18 protein-coding genes are annotated in these 21,330 nt (G+C 65.0%); 10 read left to right on the plus strand and 8 right to left on the minus strand.

Translation table 11 applies throughout. From position 1 onward, the window contains the following. Positions 1 to 42 precede the first annotated feature (42 nt). A complete protein-coding gene (locus NCHOL11_RS17180) occupies positions 43 to 459 on the plus strand; it encodes a MerR family transcriptional regulator (protein WP_004212867.1) in 417 nt (138 codons plus the stop codon). Here the strand turns inward: NCHOL11_RS17180 and NCHOL11_RS17185 are convergent. Next, entirely contained in the window at positions 453 to 1,655 is a 1,203-nt protein-coding gene (locus NCHOL11_RS17185) for an aspartyl protease family protein (RefSeq protein ID WP_013039112.1), read from the minus strand. The two genes, NCHOL11_RS17180 and NCHOL11_RS17185, sit on opposite strands and share 7 nt — an antisense overlap. A gap of 289 nt (positions 1,656 to 1,944) precedes the next feature. After that, positions 1,945 to 2,517 carry a recombinase family protein gene (locus tag NCHOL11_RS17190; protein WP_009824027.1) on the minus strand — a complete coding sequence of 191 codons (573 nt, stop codon included), beginning with the start codon at positions 2,515 to 2,517 and terminating at the stop codon, positions 1,945 to 1,947. A gap of 191 nt (positions 2,518 to 2,708) precedes the next feature. Between NCHOL11_RS17190 and NCHOL11_RS17195 the strand changes: the two genes are divergently transcribed. After that, positions 2,709 to 4,109, plus strand: coding sequence for a Mu transposase C-terminal domain-containing protein (locus tag NCHOL11_RS17195; protein WP_004212864.1), 1,401 nt, complete (start codon positions 2,709 to 2,711; stop codon positions 4,107 to 4,109). Beyond that, on the plus strand, positions 4,036 to 4,914 hold the full coding sequence (locus tag NCHOL11_RS17200) for an AAA family ATPase (protein WP_009824028.1): 879 nt from the start codon (positions 4,036 to 4,038) through the stop codon (positions 4,912 to 4,914). The genes NCHOL11_RS17195 and NCHOL11_RS17200 overlap by 74 nt, the downstream gene beginning before the upstream one ends. Positions 4,915 to 5,228: 314 nt before the next feature. Here NCHOL11_RS17200 and NCHOL11_RS17205 read toward each other — a convergent pair whose 3' ends face one another. Beyond that, entirely contained in the window at positions 5,229 to 6,467 is a 1,239-nt protein-coding gene (locus tag NCHOL11_RS17205) for a site-specific integrase (RefSeq protein ID WP_013039113.1), read from the minus strand. Positions 6,468 to 6,613: 146 nt separating this feature from the next. Here NCHOL11_RS17205 and NCHOL11_RS17210 point away from each other — a divergent pair, with 146 nt between their 5' ends. The 3 genes from NCHOL11_RS17210 to NCHOL11_RS17220 all read left to right on the plus strand — a co-directional run bounded on the left by NCHOL11_RS17210 (position 6,614) and on the right by NCHOL11_RS17220 (position 8,958). Then, entirely contained in the window at positions 6,614 to 7,780 is a 1,167-nt protein-coding gene (locus NCHOL11_RS17210) for a hypothetical protein (protein ID WP_007686500.1), read from the plus strand. 96 nt (positions 7,781 to 7,876) lie between these two features. Further along, positions 7,877 to 8,275, plus strand: a complete 399-nt coding sequence (locus NCHOL11_RS17215) for an MbcA/ParS/Xre antitoxin family protein (protein ID WP_007686501.1) — start codon at positions 7,877 to 7,879, stop codon at positions 8,273 to 8,275. Further along, positions 8,275 to 8,958, plus strand: coding sequence for an RES family NAD+ phosphorylase (locus NCHOL11_RS17220; RefSeq protein ID WP_013041559.1), 684 nt, complete (start codon positions 8,275 to 8,277; stop codon positions 8,956 to 8,958). The genes NCHOL11_RS17215 and NCHOL11_RS17220 overlap by 1 nt, the downstream gene beginning before the upstream one ends. Before the next feature lie 44 nt (positions 8,959 to 9,002). On the opposite strand, the gene NCHOL11_RS17225 is transcribed toward NCHOL11_RS17220, so the two are convergent. From NCHOL11_RS17225 to NCHOL11_RS18110, 5 genes are all read right to left on the minus strand, one after another. Then, positions 9,003 to 9,353, minus strand: coding sequence for a hypothetical protein (locus NCHOL11_RS17225; protein WP_007688086.1), 351 nt, complete (start codon positions 9,351 to 9,353; stop codon positions 9,003 to 9,005). A 64-nt stretch (positions 9,354 to 9,417) separates the two neighbouring features. After that, positions 9,418 to 10,431 carry a ParB/RepB/Spo0J family partition protein gene (locus tag NCHOL11_RS17230; RefSeq protein ID WP_013849890.1) on the minus strand — a complete coding sequence of 338 codons (1,014 nt, stop codon included), beginning with the start codon at positions 10,429 to 10,431 and terminating at the stop codon, positions 9,418 to 9,420. A gap of 47 nt (positions 10,432 to 10,478) precedes the next feature. Next, on the minus strand, positions 10,479 to 11,681 hold the full coding sequence (locus tag NCHOL11_RS17235) for an AAA family ATPase (protein WP_007688084.1): 1,203 nt from the start codon (positions 11,679 to 11,681) through the stop codon (positions 10,479 to 10,481). Between the two features lie 195 nt (positions 11,682 to 11,876). Continuing rightward, a complete protein-coding gene (locus tag NCHOL11_RS17240; protein ID WP_007688083.1) occupies positions 11,877 to 12,965 on the minus strand; it encodes a replication initiation protein in 1,089 nt (362 codons plus the stop codon). A gap of 386 nt (positions 12,966 to 13,351) precedes the next feature. After that, positions 13,352 to 13,552 carry a hypothetical protein gene (locus NCHOL11_RS18110; RefSeq protein WP_013041755.1) on the minus strand — a complete coding sequence of 67 codons (201 nt, stop codon included), beginning with the start codon at positions 13,550 to 13,552 and terminating at the stop codon, positions 13,352 to 13,354. Positions 13,553 to 13,631: 79 nt separating this feature from the next. On the opposite strand from NCHOL11_RS18110, the gene NCHOL11_RS17250 reads away from it, so the two are divergent. The 4 genes from NCHOL11_RS17250 to NCHOL11_RS17265 all read left to right on the plus strand — a co-directional run bounded on the left by NCHOL11_RS17250 (position 13,632) and on the right by NCHOL11_RS17265 (position 21,276). Then, complete coding sequence (locus tag NCHOL11_RS17250) at positions 13,632 to 13,958, plus strand: single-stranded DNA-binding protein (RefSeq protein ID WP_007688082.1); 327 nt, start codon at positions 13,632 to 13,634, stop codon at positions 13,956 to 13,958. A 61-nt stretch (positions 13,959 to 14,019) separates the two neighbouring features. After that, complete coding sequence (locus NCHOL11_RS17255; RefSeq protein ID WP_097093803.1) at positions 14,020 to 14,886, plus strand: DUF7146 domain-containing protein; 867 nt, start codon at positions 14,020 to 14,022, stop codon at positions 14,884 to 14,886. A 66-nt stretch (positions 14,887 to 14,952) separates the two neighbouring features. After that, positions 14,953 to 19,152: a strawberry notch-like NTP hydrolase domain-containing protein gene (locus NCHOL11_RS17260; RefSeq protein WP_013041753.1), complete on the plus strand. Its 4,200-nt coding sequence runs from the start codon at positions 14,953 to 14,955 to the stop codon at positions 19,150 to 19,152. Between the two features lie 111 nt (positions 19,153 to 19,263). Continuing rightward, the gene (locus NCHOL11_RS17265) at positions 19,264 to 21,276 is read left to right on the plus strand and encodes a ParB/RepB/Spo0J family partition protein (protein ID WP_007688079.1); all 2,013 of its coding nucleotides are present in this window, start codon (positions 19,264 to 19,266) and stop codon (positions 21,274 to 21,276) included. Positions 21,277 to 21,330: the final 54 nt, after the last annotated feature.

Below are 21,330 nucleotides of genomic sequence, written 5' to 3' on the forward strand. Positions count from 1 at the left end.
AAGCGAAATGTGCGACACGTTCGCATAAGCAAGGATGGCATGATGAAGCCGGTGATGATTGGGCAGCTCGCCAGCGAGACCTCGACGAAGGTGACGACGATCCGCTTTTATGAGTCGATCGGGTTGCTCCGATCCGCCCCTCGCACGGCGTCGGGTCGCAGAACCTACGATGCCAGTGACATTGAGCGTTTGCACTTCATCCGCAACGGTCGCCGGCTTGGCTTCTCCGTCGACGAGATCCGTTCGTTGATGGGGCTGGCGCAGAACCCGGACCAGGATTGTGGTGCCGCCTCAGCTATCGCTGCTCAGCACCTCAAGGATGTGGAGGAGAGACTGGCGCAACTCGCGGTGTTGCGGGATGAGTTGGCAATGCTCAGCCAGAGCTGCACCAAGGCGCGCATGGCCGATTGTCGGATCATGAAGGCGATCGGCAAAGGCCACCCTCAAGCCGATCAATAATAATCGGCCAGCCTGAGCTCGCGCACATCACCCGAGGCCATCGTCAGCTTTACGAGGGTGCCAGCAGGCCGGGAGCGCACTTGCCAGAGCTCCCCACGCGTATAGTTCGCATCGATCGAATGGCCGTTCACCGCCACGATCCGGTCGCCGACCGCCCAGCCAGCCTTTTCCGCGGGACTGTTCGCCGCCACATGAACAACGGTGAGCGCCGTTGGTGAGGCTGCGAGGCCAAGGCCGCTACGGTCCTTCAGCATCGGCAGGCGACGACGAGGACCGAGTGGCCGGAGCCACACGAATCCGGCGGTCACGTCGAACACCACGTCGAATTGAGCGATCAGCGGTAGGCCGACATTGCCAACCGTGCTGGTGGAGAGCCAAGCTCTCATCCCGAGTGTGGGGACGTTCGAGACGCCAAGCCCTTCGATGTTGATGTTCTGGATCGTGAAAGCATCGTTGATACGCACACCATCGACGCCGCCGATCGCCGCGGTCGAGACGAGCTTCCCGTTCAACAGCCCTTGATCGCGGGCATAGGCCGACGAGAGCATCAGCGCGGCCGAGCTGCCAAGATCGATCATCAAGGGCACGGGAGGCAAACCCGAGACGGAAGCTCGAATGAACAGCTCCTGCTTGGCACCGCGCCCGAGCGCGACAGCGCGCCAGTCGGGACCGGCGAGAAACGTGCCTGACTTGACGACCGCCATACGCCTTTTCGCGAAATCGAGCGCGATGCAGCTACCCGTGAACATATCGGCACCGAGGAGGATATCGATCGGTCGTCCGAAGGCCGCCGACACTGAACTCAGATCACCAACGACGGCAAAGGGTAAGCGACGGGTTTCGCGGGCGAGCTGTACGTCGATGTCGCGGACCAGCAGCACCGGGGCCTTGGCGCTCAGCCCGCTAATCATGCGCCGCTCACCATCGTTCAAGCCGAGCTTCGCCGCGAGCGCCGTGCTCATGATCGACGCGCCGCTGCCACTGTCGAGCACCGCCCGCACCGGCACTCCGCGCACTTGTGCCGAAACAAGGAGGGTATCACCCGTGCCGACTTCCAGCGGCTCCCATTCGAGGTGAGCCGCACCGAAGTTCCACGAGCCCGCAGACCGGGAAGTCTGTCGCGCGAGCGTTGGAGAACCGAGCACCAAGCCGGTTCCACAGGCCACCAGCCGCGCCACTAATGAGCGTCGAGACATACCGATTGCTTCAACACGGGCCGTCAAAAAGCCACCTCCAGCCCCCCGTCCGCAGGAGAGCAAATTGCGGTTACATGCTCCAGCCACTGGAGGAGCAAGTGCTTTTGGTGCGCCCGAAAATCCTCAGAAGCGCTTGGAGAACTTTAGATGAAGGATGGTGCAGACCGCTTAGATGCCTTCCCGATAACGAACGGTTCCGGGGGACGCTGGGCCGATCGGGACCGCGAACGGTGTAAACGCTCGCGCTAAGTGGCGGCATTCTGATCGCGCTATTTGTCGGCGAGCGTCGCTACGCGGCTACCGGCTTGGTCTCGGCCGATCGCACATAGGCGTAGAGTTTTGGCTTGGAGATGCCGAGCATCGAGCAAATCTTGGCGATCGGCATCGTGTTCTCGTGGTAGAGCCTGACGGGCAGGTCGCGCTTGTCCTTGCCGAGTGCGGCCGGCCGGCCACCCTTCTTGCCGCGAGCGCGGGCTGCGGTGAGACCGGCCTGGGTCCGCTCGCGGATCAGGTTGCGCTCGAACTCCGCCAATGCCCCGAACAGGTGGAAGGTAAGCTTGCCCGACGTGGTGGTCGTGTCGATCGCCTCGTGCAGGCTCAGCAGCCCGACCTTTTCCTCGTCGAGGTAGGTCATCCATCCGATCAGATCACGGAGCGAGCGGCCGAGCCTGTCGAGGCGCCAGACCACCAGTGTGTCGCCGGCGCGAAGCAGCTCCTTCACCTTTTCCAATCCAGGGCGAGCGGCAGTCGCCCCGGAGGCCTTGTCGGTGATGACCTTCTCGCAGCCGGCAGCCTTCAGCGCATCACGCTGGAGGTCCAGGTTCTGCTCGGCGGTCGATACGCGGGCGTAACCGATTTTCATGCGTAGGGCCGGTGGCGCCCCGATCGGGCGCGGTTTGGGAAGAAAGTCGTCATCGGCAGGTCTATGTTGCCCTAGTTTTCTTTACCGGGTAGATTTACGTCGAACAGGCCGGTTTGGCAACGCGAGCGGACTCGCATGGCGATGGGCAGGCAAATCTCCGTTTTCCTTACCTGCGACACGGACCGTCGGCGGTGACGCATCCGGCGCTTGTCCCGCCGCTGGCGATCGAGCGCTACCGCGTCCTTGAACCGCACCTCGCCGATGGCATCCCGCTCGCGGACCTCGCCCGCACCGGCACGCTGAGCGAGCGGACGTTGCAGCGCTGGCTCGGGCGCTACCGTGCCGAAGGACTTGCCGGTCTCGCGCGTCTGCCGCGCAACGATCGGGGCAGGCTGCACCTGCCGGAACATCTGGTCGAACTGACCCGCACTCTCGCCACCAAGCGCCCGCGACCCCCGGTCGCCGCCATTCACCGAAAGGTGCAGGAACTCGCCATCGCGCATGGACACCGAACCCCCAGCTATGCGGCCGTCGCGCGTGTCGTCAGGGCGATACCGGCAAGCCAGATCGCCGCAGCCTCCGATCCGGCCGTCTACCGCGACCAGCACGAGCTAGTGCATCGGCGCGAAGCCGCGACCTCGAACGAGATGTGGCAGGCCGATCATACCGTTCTCGACATTCTCGTGCTCGATGATGCCGGAACCCCGGTGCGTCCTTGGCTGACCGTCATCGTTGACGATCACAGCCGAGCCATCGCCGGTTACTTCCTCAGCCTCGATGCCCCCAGTGCCCTCAACACGGCGCTCGCCTTGCGGCAGGCGATCTGGCGCAAGCCCAATCCCGAATGGATCGTCAGCGGCATTCCCGAACAGCTTTACGTCGACAACGGCTCGGATTTCATCTCCGAGCATATCGAGCAGGCGTGCATCGCCCTCAAAATCCGCCTCATCCATTCGCTGCCGGGGCGTCCTCGCGGGCGCGGCAAGATCGAGCGGCTGTTCCGCACCATCAACGACATGTTCCTGCCCGACCTGCCCGGCCACCTGATCGCGGGCAAGCCGCTGTCGGCGCCAGTGCTCACGCTCGACGAGCTGCGCGCCCGCTTCGAGGCGTTCGTGTGCGGCGTCTATCATCGTCGCCCGCATGGCAGCACCGGCGAACCGCCGATCACGCGCTGGCAGAAGGGCGGGTTCCTGCCCGCAATGCCCGACAGCCTTGAACAGCTCGACATGCTGCTCGTGCACGTGCCCAAGCCCCGTAAAGTGCTGCGCGACGGCATCCGTCTGATGGGCAGGCGCTATGTCGAACCCACGCTCGCGGCCTTCGTCGGCGAGCAGGTCGAGGCGGTCTATGACCCCCGCGACCTGACCGAGATCCACGTCTACCACCAGGGCCGGTTCGTCTGCCGTGCGCTCAGCTCCGAGCACGCTGGGCACCCGTCGTTGCGCGCGATCCAGCGCGCCCGGCGCGGCGCGAAGGAGCGCGACAAGCAGGTGCCTGCCCCCACGGAGACCTTCGATGGCGACCAAGAGGATACGGCTTCCCGGCCCACCACCTACCGAGGGCTCCGGCTCTACGCCGCTGACGATTGAGTTCCTGGTCGAGCAGCCGTTCCTGGCGACCCGCGAACATGCCCGGTTCGTCGAGTTTGCCGAAGCCTGCGCGCACTACCGCTATATCGGCGTGTGTCATGGCCGGCCGGGCGTCGGAAAGACGCGATCGGCGCGCGAGTTTTCCAGCTTCCCCGACCTGGGGGAATATGCCGCGCTCCGTCCCATTGCCGCGCTCCTTGGCGAAAAGGTCGCTCGCTGCCGCGCCGTCTTCTACACCGTGTCGGTCAGCAACACGCCCAAGACGATCGACGCGGTGTTGGGCCTCAACCTCATTAAGCTGGGCTATGCCCGGCTGACGGTCGCGGGCGGCTCGCAGGACGAAATCACCCATGACGCCGCCCGCATCGCCTGCCCCCTCGTCATCGTCGACGAGGCCGACCGCCTGACCATAAAGTCGCTCGAACATCTCCGCGACATGGCCGATCGCCACGGCTTCGGGCTGATCCTGATGGGTATGCCGGGCTTGGAGAAGCGCCTCGCCCGCTATGCCCAGCTCTACTCGCGGATCGGCTTCGTCCACGAGTTCAAACCGCTTACCGAGACCGAAATGCGGCTGCTGCTCGCGACCCACGCCGGCGATTTCGGGATCAGCTTCGACCCGGCCCAACTCGACGCGATCGAAGCGCAGGCAGCCGTGATCCGCATCACGCGCGGCAACTTCCGGCTCATGGAGCGCCTGTTCGCGCAGATGCGGCGGATCATGACCCTCAACCGCGTCGAGGAGGTCACCGCTGACATCGTTCAGGCCGCGCGCGATTGCCTCGTCATCGGACCCGGCAACTGACAAATAGCGCGATCAGAACGCCGCCATTTAGCGCGAGCGTTTACACAGGATAAGATCCATACCGTTTCCGGAACCACTTTCTTGTTTCCTCTTCGAAATTGGACTGTGCTGATGAGTTTGAGCGATGGTGGCTTCGCTCATACACTACGCGCTACCAGGCCCCTGCCCGTTTCTTAGGCTTAACGTTGTAGCTCAAGACCCCGGGGGCTCAGCCTCCCTTCTCCGGTTCTTGCCGCTGCGCAAATCCCTCGATCTACCTGCCGCCGTCGTGTGGTCGCACGGCATCATCCAAAGACCTATTTAGGCCGTCATGACTAGCCAATCTTCGCCATAAGGCGCCCCGCCGCCCCCTGCTCTGCCGCGAGATTGCGATTATAAGCGAGCGGCATCCGCGGCGACTTCCACCGCAGCGCGTCCATGATGCCGGCCAAATCCTCCCCGCTGGCGAACAGGTCCTGATTGAGCCCGATCCGCGTCGAGTGCGCACTGATCCCCTTCAGCAACCGCGCCAGATCGTCCGCCGTCAAATCGGGCAGCGCGCCACGGTCGAACGCGCGGCCGATGATCGACCGAAAGATTGGTCCGATCGAGCCCGGGTGCAGCGCCACGGTGCCGATGTCATATTCGACGCGCGCCTTCACCGCCGGCTTGGACAGCGTCTTGCGCAGATCCCACGTCTCCCGGCCCGAGATGCTGTCGATCGGCCGACCGCGCACGGCTGCCCGCGCCTTGTAGCGCCGCACCTGCACCCGCCGGAACAGCGGCCCTGTCGTGATCCCCGCCGCTTCGGTCCACGCCGCGATCGCCGCGACGGTGCGCGGGCTGAGGTAGGCGGTCGCCCCCTCCCCGTCTTGATCGCCCTTATGACGCAGAATCTGCAGCAGCCGCGCTTCGGGATCGATCGCCTCCTCAATATGCTCAATGGCGACCGCCACCAGTTCGGAGGCGCGCAGCCCGGTGTCATAAGCGGCCGATAGCAGCGCCCGATCACGCAGCCCCGGCAGATCCTCGCCACAACTCTCGAGCAGCGCGCGGATGTTGAGCCCCCGCGCCTTGTCGCGCTCGACGTCGCGCACCGGGCCCTTGAACCGCAGCGGCCGCGCCTGCTTCTGCGCAGCCCCCTTCTCGCGGCGCACCGTCTGGAGCCGCAGCTTCACCAGCGGCGCCGGCGTCGGATCCTTGAGCTCGAGCAGCTGGTGGATCTTGGCGATCGACGCCTTGTAGCGGGATAGCGAGGCCGGCCGGCTCCCCTTCCCGGCCCGCGCGTCGAGATAATCGGCCACGGTCTCGGGCGTGGCCGGCAGCGCGATCCGGTTGTTGCGCCTACACCACGCATCGAACGCCTCGACGTCGGACTTGAGCGCACGGATGCTATGGGGCGATGAAGCGGCCTGATAGGCGGCGATCAGGCCCTCGTTGACGGTGATGCGCTCGCCGGCGCGCATCTGCACGATCGTCCACGCAAGGTCGGCCGGCGCCCTGACGGCCGGCAGGACAGCCTCAGGCGGCGCTACGGGGATTTCTGGCCCTTCCCGGGCGGTTTCGGTGCTCACGACGCGCCTCGCTCCTCAGCCGCGCTTGTAGCCCACCTTATAAAGAACGGTCAAATCTGCTTATGTGATAAGTGCAGTTATCACATGTTCGTTCACCAACCACCTGAGTAGTTGTGCAGTGTTTTTGCATTCACTACACATCCGGCATGGAGCGCTTCCATCCCCTCGCCGCCGACACCGACGTCCCACCCGAGGAGCTCGCCCTCGCGCAAGGCGAATGCGCGCTGGCGCTCGGCCGGCTCGACGGGCTCCTCGCCAGCCTCACCGATATCGAAAAACGGCTGTTCTGCGTAGGGCTGCTGCGGGAGGTGTTGCTTTCATCCCTGGCGCAAGCGGGATTTGCGGACGCCGAACACCGGTTCAACGCCTGGTTCGCCGGGCTCGACCGCGGCCCCCAAGAGACACCCCTCACCGGCTGCTCCGCCTATGCCGTGGTCCGCGCCCTGCTCGGCGAACTCAGCCGTCATCCGTGGGAACCGCTCGCCGATGCCGCGCAGACCATCGCTCTGGCCGCTCGCTTCGGGGCCGACCGCCCGATGCAAGCCGAAGACGCGCTGGCGGAGGAAGCGATCGGCAGGGCGATCACGCTAATGAAACAGGCCGGCGCGGATGACGAGACCCCCCTGCCCTTCGCGGGTCTGGCCCGCCTGCACGCGCTGCTGCGCGCCGATCCGCGGTTCGCGCCGCTGGAGCGCGCGGTGCAAATCCGTTCGTTTGGGAACCGCGCGGTGGCGATCGAGCAGGCCGCCACGCGCACCCCGCTCTGGGCGGTCGATGCCGCGCTGGGGCGGCTGCTGACCGCGTCCGGCGCGTGGGCCCGCGCCCTCCCCTGCCCCGGCGCGGTGACGGCGCAAACGCTGCAGCCGCAGCTCTGGCCGGGCGAACGCGCCATGCTGGCGGCCCGCAGCCTCCAGCGCAGCGTGACCCGGCTTGCCGAGCTGGTCGCGCAAGCGCGGCGGCGCGCGGTGCTGATGCGCGAGCAGTTGGGGCACCTGCGCTCGAGCGCGCGGGCACCGCAGGTGTGGATCCTGCTCGCTGGTTTTGCGCCACTCGGGCTCGATCAGATCACCTGGGCGTTCGGGATCAGTCGGCGCGGCACCTATGCGATCGGCGACGCCCTTGTGGCGGCGCGCATGGCACGGCGGGAGACGGTCAAGGGGAAGGCCCTGCTGGTCGTCGAAGAACCGGGAAGGGATGGGCAGCCGGCGTCTTTGGACCAGGCTACCGCCCTCCCCCATGCGGCTCTTGCCGAGTTCGACGCGGCGATGGGTGAGATCGACCGGCTGCTCGCCGGCAGTTCTGGCCATCCCTGACGCGGCATCGCGCGCATTCGGCGTGTATGAAAACTGATCTCTTCTTGACGTTATGTACAGATATCATACATAGACAGAGAAAGAAGGAGATGGCCAATGGCCACAACTGCCCATTCCGGCGTCCCCGCCAAAGCGCCCAGCCGCAAGGATCTGAGCGGTCCGGCGCTGCGCACCTTTTTCCGCATTGCCGACGCCTGGGACCTCAAGGAAGCCGAGCAGATGAAGCTTCTCGGGCTCGACAGCCGCTCGACCTTCCAGACCTGGAAGCGCGGCGCGGTCGCGGCGATTCCCAAGGATGCGCTGGAGCGCATCTCCTATGTCATGGGGATCTACAAGGGGCTGAAGATGCTCCTGCCCCGTACCGCCAACGAATGGGTACGCAAACCCAATGAGGCGCCGCTGTTCGCCGGACGCCCGGCGATCGAGCGGATGGCCTCGGGCAATGTCGCCGATCTCTACGTGGTGCGTCAATATATCGACGCGCAGCGCGGCTGATGGATGCCATTGCGACGACGCAAGTGCGGTGGCAACCGTGCTACCGGATCGTCGCAAGCCGGTTCCCGCCCATATCGCTGTTTGAGGATGTCGCGGATCCGGCCGACCTGGAAGCGGTCTATGCGATCGAGGCGATGACCAACGACCGGCTTCGCGACGAGGTCGGGGACCTCGCCCTCGTCCCACCGGAGGACCGCGTATCGGGACCCGGAACATCGGCGATCATGGCAGCGTTCACCCACCTAAATCCCGATGGCAGCCGGTTCTGTGACGGCAGTTTCGGGCTGTTCTACGCTGCCAGCACCATCGAGACTGCGGTTGCCGAGACGCGCCATCACCGAACCCGCTTCATGGCGTACACCCACGAACCGGCGCAGGAACTCGACATGCGCGTCTACGCGGTCGACCTGGACGCCATGCTCCACGATATTCGCGGCCTGCGCGATGAACGCCCTGCCCTCTACGCCCCGGACAGCTATGCCGCCGGCCAGGCGCTTGGCCGGCACCTGCGTGAGCAAGGTTCGGATGGCATCGTGTACCAAAGCGTGCGCGACGCCGACGGCGAGTGCGCCGCGGTGTTCCGCCCTCGCCTACTCGCCAACAGCCGACAGGAGCGGCACCTGTGCTACGTTTGGGATGGCCGGGCGATTGTCACCGTCTACGAGAAGAAGACATTCGCCTAAAGGTCCTGCGGACAAGCTAACCTTTCGGCCTTGAGTGACGCCTGTCAGGAATAGACCCCGGCAGCCATACGATCGAGATCTTCCATGACGATATCGATATCGCCATTCGCAACCAATTCCGCGGCCGTTTTCCCAACTCCAGAAATGGGTTGATGCTTGAACCAGATAACCGCCTTGCCTTCTTCGCCTGCAAGTTCTGCCGCTCGCGTTATAACTCGGGCTATTTCCTCCAGTTTAATCTGCACGGTCGGGGCGGAGGGATACAGAGTCATGGCCTTAGGATCCAGGCGAGCAACGCGAGCCAAATGCGCCATGGAGAAGCGCAGGCGCTCCGCCAGACGACGGGGCGAGATGATCTCATTCTCGCGAATGTCATCCTGGAAGGCTGCAGTCATAGGGCAGTCCATATTCAACATGTGAAGACAAAACTCTCACGTCTCAGAACCGCTGAAGATTGTCCTAGCTCCAATGCTGATCGAGCAGCGCTTTCAACGCGGCCTCCGCTTCAGCCCGCGTACCACCGGCATGCGGGAGCAAGGTAAGTTTGAGACCCTTACGATCCACCGCCTCCACTTTCAGCAATGGTTTCCCCCCTTCGGACACGATCGTTTCCGGCTTTCCTGACTTCTTGGGGGATCCTGACCTCTTGGGGGGATCGGCGGCCAGAGCGAGCGCGCGTATGATATCGGGGACCGGCATCGGTGCTGCGCGATCGGACTGCACCTGAGCGAGACGTCCCGCCTCGGCGAACACACGCTGCCGCCGATCCTCCGGTTTCAAGAGAGGCTTGATCGCGGTGACATGCTTGATCCTGAGATCCTGCGGAAGGGCGAAGGCCGCCATCAGTTCCGCCGGCAGCCGGGCAAGGTCGAGATAGCGGCTGAGCCAGCTTTCCGTGACATTGATCCGCTCGGCCATCACCTTCTGGCGCCCCTCATAATAGGCGTCGAGCGCGCGCAGATAGTCGCGCGCGCGCTCCAGATCGGTGAGATCGTCGCGCGCCCGATTCTCGAGGTCAGCGAGACGGAAGGCCTCCTCGTCGGTAAGGCTACGGATATCGACGAGAAAGCGGAAATCCGGATAGTTGTGGGCGCGCAGCCAACTGATCGTCCAATGCCGGCGCGCGCCGCAAATCACCTCGAAATCGAAGGCAGGATCGTCCTTCACGCGGCGAACGATGGCGGGCATTTCTTGCTTGCCCTGCGCCTTGATGCTCTCGATGAGGTCGGCGCACCGCTCCTCATTGAGGAGCGCATATTCGCGGTTATGCCCCGCCCACATTCGGCAGCGCGCGGGATCGACAAGCTCATGGGTGCGCGAGACGACGCTGCCCGTCGCCAATTCGGCAAGCCGGCTTTCCCGGCCCGCCAGCACGCTCGCACCGATGCCAGGGCGCCGCGCCGCTGGGGCTTGCGCCCCCGGGTCGATTCCGGCGACCAGATCAGCCGCGAAGTTGGCGTTCTTCTTGCTCATCATCCACCCCTTCTACCCGGAATTGCACCGGTGCAATTTTGCTCGCATCAGGCGAGTCCCTCCTTGCGAAGCCGCGTCAAATGGCTCGGCCACATCGACCGAATGTCGACCTCAATTTCACTGTTCACGCCATCAAGATAGGCAAGGCAGCGGTTGCGCACCGTCGAACTGGTGACCGGGCCGTCCAGCTCGTAGACGGTCATCAGCCGCGCCGTTGCATTGTCGATTTCGGCCGAATCCTTGAGCGGCGTACGGACGATCGCGTGACCGAAAAGGGTCCGCATCAGGTTCAGCAGTTCCTTCTGCATCGACTTATTCTCATCGACCTTGGACGCCACAAAGCGCAGGAACTGCAGCGACGGCGCCAAGCCGCGATCGGCCAGCGTCTCTATGGTCTCATCGAGCATGGCGAGGAAGGCCGCCGTCGACGAGAAGTCCATCACCGTCGGCGGAACCGGCACCACCAGCGCATTGGCCGCGCGCAGCACCGAAAGCGAGATCGCGCCGAGCGCCGGAGGCGGATCGAGAACCACCACATCGAACCGATCGGCAATGCTCGCGATGCCTTGCGCCATGCGGTCGATCAGGTTCCCCTGCCCCCGCGCCATGCGCGCTGCGATTTCATATTCCGACTGGAACAGCCGCAGATTGGCCGGAACAAGCTCGAGGCCGTCGAAGTGGGTCTTGCGCAGGGCATAGTCGAGCGACTCCATGTCGTCGTGCCGCAGGAATGGATAGAGCGTGTCCTCCTCGGTCAGGTCGAGGTCGGGCACATAGCCGAATAGCGTGGTTGCCGACGCTTGGCTGTCGCAATCGATGAGAGCCACCCGGTAGCCCTTGATCGCGAGATATTGGGCCAGGTGCACCGAAAGAGTCGATTTCCCCACCCCGCCCTTGAAGTTCTGCACCGCGATAACGCAGCAGGGATCGGTTGCGGCCCGCCAGGGCCGGGTGCCGAACAGTCCGCGCATGTCGTTGAGCTGCGCCAGGGTATAGCCGACACGCCGATTATTCTCGGTTCGCGGAGGCGGCGGCAAGCGGCCGTCCTTCTCGGCCTCGCGAATGGCCGCCGCGGTTCGGCCGACCAGTTCCGCGGCCTTGCCAATCGGGAACGTCGGCTCGCGCCGCTCGTCCGCCCGGGCACTCCGCGCGGAGTCGCGGAGCCGCTCGAGGACAGAGCTGGTCCGTTGTGCGAGCGTCGAGACGGACAGCAGGTCCTGCGTGCCCTCAATGTCGAGTGATGCAGCCAAGAGAGGCCCCCTTGCGAAACTAGAGGGGGCATAGCTCAATTTGCACTTTTAGGTCAATCGAAGGCTGATTTTCGCAAGTCGGCCCAGCCCGAAGCGCGAAACTTGCCCAATCTGCGCCGCAGACCTTTTGCGCCCCCTCGCAACCTGACCCCTTGGGGGCAGTTCACCCCGAAATTGCACCGGTGCAATTTCGGCTCAGGGGCGCCCGCGTCGTGCCAGGAAACTCTCGCAGAAGCCGGTCCAGGATGCGATCAGCTTGGCGCCCTTGAGCTTCGCCAGCCTTTCGCCCATCTGCGCGCGATAGGCATCGGCAATGAGATCGATGTCCCAACCGCCGCCAGCCGAACGGCCGATGGCCGCGAGCGTGTCCGAGCCAAAGCGGATCGTGCCGTTCGGGAAGGTGACCTCCCCTGCCCCAGCCTTATCCTTTGACACCAAGGCCGCCACCGCCGCCTGTGTGACAGCCTCGACGGCAACGGTCTCCACCTCGTCCTCGCGCCGCGCCTTTCTGCCCGCAGAGTGCCGACCGATCTCATCCACGGTCGCGATTTGGGCCGGAGCATCCTTGGGCTCAAAGCGGAATTCGATTTCGGTGACAGTTCTGCCCTGGCGGATCTCCCGCCACTCCACGCGAAAATGGGCGAGCTGGTCGATTTCGGCCTTCGCCTTTTCGAGAACTTTGCGGCGCAGCTGCGCGAAATCCTTGTAGACGTCCGGCGCGATGCCGAGCAGCGCACGCAGCGCCGTCATGTCGCCCTTCCAGAGCGACTGGCGCCTATGCAGCCTCAGCGCCCCGATCTCGTACAGCTTGAGCGCATAGGTTGATCGGAAGCCGAGCACCGCCTGGCGGTTCAGGACCGCATAGGTCTCCGATTCCTGGATCAGCTTTCGGGCTTCGGGCGTGAACTCCCACTCGATCCACCCAGCGTCCGCGCCCTCTTCGTCTTCCGCTTCTTCGCGCGACGACGAGATAAGCGAAAAGCGCAGCGTCGCCTTCTTGCCGCGCCAGGACTTGTCGTCGACCGCGAAAAGCGTGCGGTGCAATTCCTCAAGCATATCCGAGATGCGCTCATTGCCCTTGTGGCCGCGGCGAATGTCCGCCTTTCGCATCTTGTGCGGGCGGTCCTCCCAGGCATCACCGCCCGCGGTCAAAATCATCAGCGCAAGCAAACGCGAAGCAGTCAGGCTAAGCGACTGGCCTTTGACGAACTTGACCTCGACGATGCTGCCGGGCTTGGCGAACTCGTCACCGCCCTTTGCCTGCAGGGCGGCAGCCACCCGCATCGCCCGTCCCGGAGAAGCGTCATCGCCGGTGGGGGAGGGCGTTACAGCGTGATCTAGGGCTTGCTCGTCATCCATGCCATGAAGTCTGCGCCGATTCGTCCAGCGTGGGAGAAAATCTGCCTGACCTGTCCTTACGCGTCAAGTCAGGGCAGGATAGACACCGGATTCGGCCCCCAAGAGGTCAGGATGGAACTTCGCTCCGAAGCAGCAAACCATGAGGAAGTGCGGCGAGTCGCGTTTCCAAGCGCCCGGACCCGCGCAAACGGCAGCGCGGACGCCGAAGAAAGTCCCTGACGAACGCTATGGCGAGCGAATCACTCCAGCAGGAAGCTGTCCCCCATACGGTCAGGAAGGCCCCAGCAGGTCAGGTTGCATCCCCCGATCGGTCAGGGAAGCGCCCCCGGAAGGGCAGGCAAAATCCCCCGTCCGGTCAGGATAAGCTTGCTCAAACCCGCAGAAATGCTGTGCTTTCGGCCTCCTGAATCTGAATCCTTTTGAATCGGAAAAGCTTCCGCTGCGAGCAGCGGCGTTTTGATTCTTTTTATTTTGAGAAAGAGATCGGCGTCGCGCCTGATGCAATCGTTCAATCCCCCCGCCTGGAGGGATACGCGAAGTTAGCCGCCTACGATAGGCTGCCGGCCAAATGACCTTGCGCATGGAGGGTGCATGATCAACTTCGCCAAGTTCGAGATCATCGGCCGGATCGGGGAAATCGACGCGCGGCCGAAAGTCACCCTGCTGTCGGTCTGCGCGAATTATCGCCGCAAGGGTGACGATAACGAATGGCAGGAAGACAGCCACTGGAACCGCGTGAGCGTCTTCAGCGAAGGCCAGCGAAAACATATCGCCGACCGGGCTCAAGTCGGGGATCTCGTGCGCATAGCCGGACGGCTCAAGGACAACTCCTATGAACGCGACGGCGCGACGCACTACACAACCGATCGCATCGTCGAGGAATTCGGGATCCTGGCACCCAAAGGCATGCCGGGGTGAAATATCGGGGAGGGGAGGGCGCAATCAGCAGCGGCGCTCCACCACTTCCGAGGATTAGTCGATGCCCATAGCTGCTCCCCATCGCGCCAAAGCCATTGTCGAAGCCCTGGGTGGGATCTGGCGCGGTACGCGCGGCGAATGCCGGTGCCCGGCACATAACGATCATGGTCCCAGCCTGTCGGTACGCCTGGGCGAGCGGGCGATCCTGTTCCACTGCTTTGCCGGCTGCGACACGCGCGATGTTCTGGCTGCTTTGCGCCGGCGCAAACTTCACGATGCGGAGCCGCTCACAATGCCGCGCCCGAAGGCGGCCGCGGACCATCGCGCTCTTGCACTTCGCCTATGGAAGGCGAGCCAGCCCATCGCCGGATCTCCAGCGGCCGATTATCTGGCGGCGCGCGGTCTGCCGCCTCCCTATCCGCGTTGCCTGCGCTACAGCCCGCGCACCATCGTCGGGGCCGGTGAGCGCCGCCGGTTCTTTCCGGCGATGATCGCCGCGGTCGAGAATGATCTGGGGGTTGTCGCCGTCCAGCGGACCTGCCTCGATCTCGCCGACATCCTGCACAAACCCATGCCAAAGCCGAAGATTGCCCTTGGCCTTCTCGGCGACGCGGCCATTCGTCTGGCGCCGGCCGGCGAGGAGCTTGGCCTTGCCGAAGGCATCGAGGACGCCCTTTCAGCAATGGCCTGGTTCGGAACGCCCACCTGGGCGCTGGGCGGGGTCGAACGCCTTGGGCTTGTCGCCATCCCCGAACGGGTCAAGCGTATCATCGTCTATGGCGATCGCGGTGCCGCCGCTGCCGCCATGCTCAAAAAAGCCCGCCCCCATCTCACAGCCAATGGACGCGAACTGGTGCTCCGGCTGCCGGAACGGCACGCGGACTGGAATGATGCTTGGCGTGTCCGCCGGGCCGCCGAGGCGGCCTGAAAGGGGAGGGAGCCTTCCGGCTGATGACCTGGCGCTGATGCCAGGTGTCAGACCTGGAGATGCCCCATGGCCACACACCCCCTCGCGCTCACGCTGCCGCTCGATGATCCCGCCCGTACCGCTGCTCAAGGCATAGCCGACCGGCTGTCCGAAGGATGTCCGGTTGCACGTAACGACCTCCTTGCCGAAATGACCTCCGCTTTCGGTGGCTCGAGCGCCGATGGCCTGTGGTCATTGCGCGACGCCTACGATGTGCTCGAACTCGCGCAGGTCCTCCATCTGAAGAACGCGACGCTCCCGGCAGATGCGAATGCGCGGCTCGCCCAGCTGATCGCTATGACGGCGGCGCTTCCCACGCAAAGCGTGCGTAGCGAAACGCAGATCGCGTTCCAGCAATTCTCGACACCGGCGCCGATCGGCTTCCTTGCCGCCAAGGCAGCCGCGATCACGGCACACGATATCGTGCTCGAGCCCTCGGCCGGGACCGGCCTCCTGGCCGTACACGCCCATCTCGCCGGCGCGCGCCTCCTTCTCAATGATATCGATGCCTGGCGCACGCGTTTGCTGCGTCACGCCTTTCCCGAAGGCAGGCTGAGCACGCATGATGGCGAACTGATCGACGATATGCTCGATCCGCAACTGGTGCCGAGCGTCGTGCTCCTCAATCCGCCCTTCTCGCGAAGCCAGGGGCGCGCGCGCGATCGCCATGCCGCGCTTCGCCATTTGCGCTCCGCGCTGTTGCGGCTTGCTCCAGGCGGGCGCTGCGCCGTTATTCTCCCCGACCGCATCGAGACGGAGGACGCGGATTGGCTGCACGCCACTGCGGGCGCGCATGCCCGGCTGCATCTCGACCTGCCGCCCGATGCCTATGCCAAGCACGGCACCGGCCAGGCAGTCCAGCTCATACTCCTCGAAAAGGACGGGGCAGGGGGCTCGGTCCCGCGCCAGACCTGCACGACGCTCGGCGCTGCGCTTGCGGCCATCGATGCGATGGCGACCCCATGCGCGCCGCAGCCGCAGCCGATCTCCCGCCCCAGCGGATTGTTCCGGGGCCTCACGCGGCGGACCCGCCCCGTCTGCTCGCGTGCGGCGGTGACCCTGCCCACGACCCGCGCGGTCGCCTATCACCGTCTCGACGCGCCCGCACCCGCGGGCGAACCGCAAGGGATTTACCTGCCCTATCGGCCGAGCCGTCTGCTGATTGCCGATGCTCGTGAGCACCCAAGCGCGCTGGTCGAATCGCAGGCAATGGGATCGATTGCCGCACCCCCGGTCGCTTATGAACCCGTGCTGCCGGCCAGGATCCTGGACGACGGCCTGCTCTCGGACGCGCAGCTCGAAACGCTGATCTACGCTGGCGCGGCGTTCGAGCGCGATCTTCCCGGGCGGTTCATATCCAGCGAGGAGGGTCTTTCGCTGTCGCCGGCAGAGGCCGGTAACGCCTATCGGACCGGCTTTTTCCTTGGCGATGGCACGGGCGCCGGCAAGGGGCGGCAGGTGGCAGGCGTCATCCTCGACCAGTGGTTGCGTGGCAACCGCCGCCACCTCTGGATATCCAAGAGCGAGACGCTGGTCGAAGACGCTCGCCGGGACTGGTCGGCGCTTGGCGGCTTGCCGCTCGACATCCAGCATCTCAACCAGTGGAAGCTCGGCACCCCGATCGCGCTGGGCGATGGGATCCTCTTCCTGACCTATGCCACCCTGCGCTCCAACCGCGGCGACAGGGGCACGCGGCTGCGCCAGCTGATCGAATGGATGGGTGAGGATTTCAGCGGCGTCATCGTTTTCGACGAGGCGCATGAAATGGCCGGGGTGGCCGGCGGCGAGGGCCGGTTCGGCGCCACGAAAGGGTCCGAGCAGGGCATTGCCGGCGTCCGCCTGCAAAATCTCGCTCCGCGCGCCCGGATTCTCTACGCCTCGGCGACGGGCGCCTCGGATGTCAACAATCTTGCCTATGCGACACGCCTCGGATTGTGGGGACCGCAGACGGCCTTCGCCGACCGGCGGGCCTTCGTGGAATCCCTGCGCCGAGGCGGCATCGCGGCGATGGAGTTGATCGCCCGCGACCTCAAAGCGCAGGGCCTCTATGCCGCGCGGGCGCTCAGCTTCGCCGGCGTCGAATATGACATCCTCGAGCATCGGCTCAGCGAAGAACAGATCGCCGTCTACAATGCCTATGCCGATGCCTGGGCGATCATTCACAACAATCTGCAGGCCGCGCTCGCCGCCACGCGCGTCACCGACGGCTTCAGCGGTGCCACCTATAATAGCGGCGCGAAGGCCGCGGCATTGTCGATCTTCGAATCGACCAAGCAACGCTTCTTCGGCCAGATCCTGCTGTCGATGAAGCTGCCCTCGCTGATCCCGGCGATCGCCGCCGATCTCGCGCGCGGCGACTGCGCCGTCGTCCAGCTCGTGTCGACCTCGGAAGCGATGCTCGATCGTGCCCTTGCCGACCTGTCCCCCGAGGAGCGCGCCTGGCTCGATATCGAGCTGTCCCCGCGCGAATTCCTGGTCGATTATCTGACCGCGGCCTTTCCCGTGCGCCAGATGCGCACCTATACCGACGATAGCGGCACGGTGCGCTCGGAACCGATGATCGACGAGGCCGGGCAGCCCGTGCTGTGCCGGGAAGCGATGGCCATGCGCGACCAGCTCCTCGAGCAACTCTGTGCGCTGCCGGTCGTCGGCTCGGCGCTCGATCACATAATCGGGCATTTCGGGACGGAGGCTGTGGCCGAGGTGACGGGCCGCAGCCGGCGGATCGTCGTCGATGCCGACGGCCGTCAGCGGATCGAACGGCGCAGCGCGCGCACGAACCTCGCGGAGACCGACATCTTCATGCGCGGCGAAAAGCGCATCCTGATCTTCTCCGACGCCGGCGGCACGGGGCGGAGTTACCACGCCAGCCTCGACGCGCCCAATCAGAGCCGCCGCATTCACTATCTCCTCGAGCCCGGTTGGCGCGCGGACGCGGCGATCCAGGGGCTGGGCCGCACGCACCGCACCCACCAAGCCTGCCCGCCCTTGTTTCGGCCCGTTTCCACCGATTGCCGTGGCGAACGGCGGTTCATCTCGACCATCGCCCGGCGCCTCGACAGCCTGGGCGCGCTGACCCGTGGCCAACGCCAGACCGGCGGGCAGGGACTTTTCGACCCCCGCGACAATCTGGAGTCCGACTTCGCGCGGGAATCGCTCGACCAGTGGTTTCGCCTGCTGTTCCAGGCAAAACTCCAATCGGTCCACTTCGATCAGTTCCAGGCGCTCACCGGTTTGAACCTGGCCGGGGAGGGCGGGGGGCTCACCGAGACCTTGCCCACGATCCAGCGGTGGTTGAACCGCATCCTGGCGCTGCGCATCGACCTGCAGAACGCGATCTTCGACGAATATCTCGGCTTGATCGAAGCACGGGTGGAAAAGGCACGCGAGGCCGGCACCCTCGATCTTGGCGTCGAAACGATCGCGGCCGACCGTATTTCGATCCTCGACCGGACGGTGATCCGGCGCGATCCCGTGAGCGGCGCCGAAACCGAGATCCTGCGTATCGAAACCGAGGAGCGATATCGGCCGCTGACCCTGGAGCGAGCGCATTGGCTTCTGGCCGACCCGGAAGCGCGCGGGTTGATCAACCCGCGTTCCGGCAAGGCCGCCATTTGCCGGCCGACCTTCTCGCTGACGGACGAAGAGGGGCGGACCGTGCGCCGCTATGAGCTGGTGCGGCCGACGCGCACCGAACGGCACCGGCAGGACCTCTTCGCCGAAACCCATTGGACCGACGTGGACCGGGCGAGCTTCGACGAAGCCTGGCAGGCCGAATGCGACGCAATGGCGGCGCAGACGCGCACGCAGATCATCTATCTGGTCACTGGCCTGCTGCTTCCGGTGTGGGGCAAGCTGCCCGACGATCATGTCCAGGTCTGGCGGCTGACGAGCGATGACGGCCAGTCGCTTCTCGGGCGTCTTATTCCGGCGCCGCTGGTTGAGCGGATTGCCAGCGCATTCGGCATCGCGGCCCATGTCGAGATCGACCTCGGCGCGCGGGTCGAGCACGTCCGCACCTCGGGCGAGATCATGCCGATCGGAGCGCTGCGGCTGAAGCGCGCCTTGGTCGCCGGCGATCAACGCCTCGAATTGCTGGACTGGAAGCCCGAGGCGCTGCCGCATCTCAAGGCGGCGGGCTGCTTCACCGAGATCATCCAGCACCGCACGCGGCTGTTCGTTCCCCCGAGCCGCGCCCTCGAGATCCTCGCCAGGATCACGGACTGACCCGCGGCCGCGCCAAGCGACCGAAGAGAGGGGAGGGGGCCTTCGGCCGGGTAGGCCTGAGTGGCTCAAGCCGGCCGACGAGGTCGGCGCAACCCTCGAAGGAGACAACCGATGATCCAGTCCGTGAAGGTCAAGAACCTCTCGCTCTCGAAGGACAATGTCCGCAAATCCAATCGCGATGCCGACCTCGACAGCCTCGCCGACAATATCGCCGCGCATGGCCTGTTGCAGAATCTCGTGGTCACGCCGCTCAAGAAGGCAGGACATTTCACCGTCAAGGCGGGTGGCCGCCGCTTGCGGGCGCTCCAGCGGCTGATCGATTCAGGTCGGCTTGCCGGGGACCATGAGGTTCAGGTGCTGGTGCTCGAGGATGATGCTGGATCGGCCGAAGCGAGCCTTGCCGAGAATTTCCACCGCGTCGCGATGAACCCGGCGGATGAGTGCTCGGCTTTCAAGCACTTCCTCGACAAGGGCGCGAGTGCCGAGGATGTGGCGAAACGTTTCGGCGTCACGACCCGCTTCGTTGAGCAGCGGGTACGGCTTGCCGAACTGGCTCCTCTCGTATTCGCGGCGCTGGCGGCGGGCGAGATCACGCTGGGGGTCGCCCAGGCTTATGCCGTCACGCCCGACGTCGATCGCCAGGCGCGCGTGTTCGAGAGCATGAGCCGGTCCTATTATGGCGACAATCCCGACAATATCCGCCGTGCGCTCCTCAACGGAACGGTCAAGGCGACCGACGCCAAGGCACGGTTCGTCGGCCGCGAGGCCTATGTCGGCGCGGGCGGCCGGATCGAGCGCGACCTGTTCGGTGAAGATGTGGACGAGAGCTGGATCGACGTGGAGCTCATCGAGCAGCTGGCCGCCCAGAAGCTTGAAGCGGCCGCGGAAGCGCTCGCTGCCGAACAGAAGCTGGCGTTCGTGACGCCGGTTCTCGCGACGCATGTGCCCTATGATACGGAGTGCCAGCTCCACGAATATCATCCGCCGCTGCGCGAATTGAGCGGGGACGAGCAGGAGCGCGTCGATAGTCTCTCGGATGAGGGCGACGCGCTCATCCGCGAACTTGAGACCGAACTCGAGGACGGCACGCCCGAGGCCGAGGCGGCTTCGGCGCGTCTCGCCGACATCGAGCGGGAACTCGATACGATCGAGGCGTCGCGCACGATGGTCGATGATGCGATCAAGGACCAGCTGGGCACCTTCATCTATCTGGCGCCCGATGGCAGTCCGCGGGTGCACAGCCGCATGTTCAGCGAGCGCGCCATCCGGCAGGCGGGCGAGGATGCAGAACCCGAAGCACCGTCCGGCAAGGTCGCGGCCTCCCGGCTCAGCGCGACGCTGGTTGACGAACTCGCGACCCAGCGCCGGCAGATCCTGGCAGCCCATGTCGCCTCGGATGCCGGGTTCGCGCTCGATCTCACGATATTCCTGATGGCGCACCGGACGGTGTTCGCCAGCAGCTATGTCCGGGACCACGCGACGTTGCAGGCCGCCGCCGCGAGCTTCCCGATCGTCAGCTTCCGCGATGAAGGTAGCGCGGCGAGCAATGTCCTGACCGAACAGCGCCAGGCGCTCGATGTGAGCTGGGCAGGCGGGAACACGCTGTCGTCCCGCTTCGATGCCTTCCGGCAACTGGATGAACAGGCGCGCGCCGATTGGCTCGCCCATGTCATGGCGCAGACGCTGGAGCCGACACTCAACGTCGACGATGGCGGGCGCCGCAACGGCTTCCACGATCATCTCGGACGGCTGCTCGACATTGATGTCGCGCAATGGTGGCGGCCCGATGCCCAGAACTTTTTCGGGCGGGTGAAGAAGGACGTCATGCTCGAAGCGCTCGACGAGATCGGCGGGCCGGTGCTGCGCGGCCGATACAAGGACGCCAAGAAGGGTGACCTTGCCAATGCCTGCGCTGCGCTCTGTTCGGGGCAGGGCATCGTCGAGGCCGAAGTCCGGGAAAAGGCGCTCTCCTGGCTGCCCGACGAGATGCGGTTCGGCGCGATCGAAAAGCCCGAAAGCTTCCGGAGCTATTCCGCTTTCCTCAGCGATGAAGACGACAGCGACGGCGGGGCAGGGGAGATCGCCCCCGATGGCGATGCTGGCGACTTCGAACAGGCCGCCTGAGGCGAACGCCTAACGGCGGGCGGCGCTTTCGTGTCGCCCGCCGCCCTTCATCGG

It is taken from the genome of Novosphingobium sp. Chol11 (assembly GCF_900218065.1).
Taxonomy (GTDB): domain Bacteria; phylum Pseudomonadota; class Alphaproteobacteria; order Sphingomonadales; family Sphingomonadaceae; genus Sphingobium; species Sphingobium agri.